This is a genomic window from Mesorhizobium sp. LSHC420B00 (genome assembly GCF_000503055.1).
Classification (GTDB): Bacteria; Pseudomonadota; Alphaproteobacteria; order Rhizobiales; family Rhizobiaceae; genus Mesorhizobium.
Genome location: NZ_AYVY01000072.1, coordinates 1 through 2,404 on the forward strand (window position 1 = coordinate 1; position 2,404 = coordinate 2,404).

The 2,404-nt window shown below is 61.2% G+C and carries 1 protein-coding gene and 1 pseudogene; one reads left to right on the forward strand and one right to left on the reverse strand.

The window, feature by feature from the left end; genetic code table 11:
* Positions 1-476: 476 nt before the first annotated feature.
* Positions 477-1,475, forward strand: a complete 999-nt coding sequence (locus X760_RS73480; RefSeq protein ID WP_036246111.1) for a nitronate monooxygenase — start codon at positions 477-479, stop codon at positions 1,473-1,475.
* Here X760_RS73480 and X760_RS76075 read toward each other — a convergent pair.
* A pseudogene (locus X760_RS76075) lies at positions 1,463-2,218 on the reverse strand (IS5 family transposase). The gene X760_RS73480 and the pseudogene X760_RS76075 overlap by 13 nt on opposite strands.
* Positions 2,219-2,404: the final 186 nt, after the last annotated feature.

The following is a 2,404-nucleotide window of genomic DNA, read 5'->3' on the forward strand; positions in this document are numbered from 1 at the left end:
AACAAGCGGAAGGCTAATCAGGCAGAGGAGCAGGACCGCAAGACACAGCGCTCAAACGAGAACGACTACGAGCGCTGAGCCGAGCTCACTGCCGCCTGCGGCTAAAGAGACCGAGAGTGTTAGTGACCTCATGTGCCGAGGCCCATTTGGCGCCTACGAGATTCAGGATGATGGCCACGCAGATCTCACGCCGCGCATGATCTTGAAATCTGCTTTGTGCCGCATTGCAGGATGGACCGAAGCTAAGGCTGTGACAGGCTGGTTTTCAGGTCCGTCCAGGTAACCGCAGCGCCATTGGATCGATCGGTGACGGGCTCGAAGCCCGGTCGTAAGTTTGCTGATGGGTTAGGGTCCGGACTCATAACCGTCGGTCGACTGCGCTGGCGGCTCTGGTTGCCGTTAATCGCGGGGCGCTGAGCGGGGCTCGATAGGATCAACCGAACCTGCGATACTCAAGGCAATCTGTTGGAGTGATGATGCGCATCGTAACCCGTCTCACTGATCGGCTTAAACTGCAGCATCCGATCATCAGCGCGCCGATGGCATTCGCATCGGGCGGGGAACTCGCAGGTGCGGTCAGTTCAGCCGGAGGGCTTGGTCTTATCGGCGGCGGCTATGGCGACGCTGATTGGCTGACGCGAGAGTTCGAGCGATCTGGCAACCGACCTGTCGGCTGCGGCTTCATAACTTGGTCACTCGCCAGGAACCCGCGCCTGCTCGATAAGGCCTTGGAGCGGCGACCAAGTGCGATTTTCCTATCCTTTGGCGACCCGGCGCCTTTTTCGCCGGCGATACGGGCCGCCGGGGTCCCCTTGATCTGCCAGGTCCAGAGCCTCGACGACGCGCGCCGCGCTCTTGATGCCGGAGCCGACATTGTCGTCGCCCAAGGCGCGGAAGCCGGCGGTCACGGTGAGAAGCGAGCGACATTCACATTTGTTCCGGAGGTCGCGAACTTGGTACGGCGACGGGCGCCGGACACGCTCATCTGCGCGGCCGGTGGCATCGCCGATGGTCGTGGGCTTGCAGCGGCGCTGATGCTTGGCGCTGATGGCGTCGTGATGGGATCACGTTTCTGGGCCTCGTTGGAGGCTCTCGTTCATCCAAATCTGCACCAGGCTGCCCTTGCCGCGACCGGAGACGACACGGTTCGAACCTCGGTGATGGACCTAGCGCGCCGCCTGGATTGGCCATCGCGGTTTTCACTGCGCGTTCGGAAGAATGCTTTTACGGAAGCCTGGCACGGCAATGAGGCCCATCTCCTCGCCGACATTGACGCGCAGTCCGCTGCCTACCGGGAAGCGTGGGCAAGCGGCGATCCCACAATAGCCGCGATCATGATTGGTGAGGCCGCCGGCCTCATCCACGACATCGAGCCGGCGAGTGACATACTCCTTCGCACCGTTTCTGAAGCGATCACCCTGCTTCAGGGCGCAAGTTCGCTTCTGTTTGTCGAGGACAACTGTCACAGCCAGTAACTGACCGTAGCGGCTAGGCAGACGGCAGCGAGGAAGTTCGTGGCCGATCGATCGTATCTGGTGGCGATGCGGCGGAAATCCTTGAGCCGTCCGAACATGCGCTCGATGGCGTTGCGATCACGGTAGAGGAACGGGGAGAAGCAGTTCTTCCAGCGCCGGTTGGCTTCGGCGGAATGTTCGGCATCGCCCCTTTAGCCTAGACCTGTGGCGAATGGCATTGGTATCATAGCCCTTGTCGGCGTGCAGGATCGGGCTCTTGGGCATCTGCTCCAGAAGCAAATCTCCGGCGCTGCAATCGGCGACCTGGCCACCGGTCAAGAGGAAAGCGATCGGGCGGCACAGGCCATCGGTCAGGGCGTGGATCTTCGTGGTTCGCCCACCGCGCGACCGGCCGATCGCCTGATTTTGCTCCCCCCTTTGCCGCCAGAAGCGCAGCGATGCGCCTTCACGGCCGAAGAGTCGATCAGGACCTCAGCCGGAGGACCGCCAGCCGAGGCCAGGGCGTGGAAGATGTCGACCCAAACGCCTTTGGCAGCCCATCGGACAAAGCTATTGTAGAGCGTCTTTCTCGGCCCGTAGACTTGCGGGGCATCGACCCAGCGGCCGCCGGACTTGAGGACATGGACGATGCCGCTAATCGCTCGGCGGTCATCGACTCTTGGCTTGCCGCGCGTGTCGGTTGGCAGCAGCGCCTGCGGCCGCGAAACCTGCTCCTCCGTCAGCCAGAAATAATCGCGATTCATTTGTGGCCTCCCTTTGGAGACCGTGACTCATAAAACCACCGTCAGTGGAATCCCTTTATGGGTCCGGATCCTAGCCTGAAAAATTCATGGGGGTTGGTGGATGTGGCGCAAGCCGTTGAAATGACGTAGGATTTGGTTGCTTAAGCCGATCCGAACCATTTCCCGGAGACCACACCCACCATGAAC

Excerpts from the sequence above, each read along its gene's own strand:
- X760_RS73480 (WP_036246111.1), top strand. The coding sequence starts at position 477 with ATGCGCATCGTAACCCGTCTCACTGATCGGCTTAAACTGCAGCATCCG.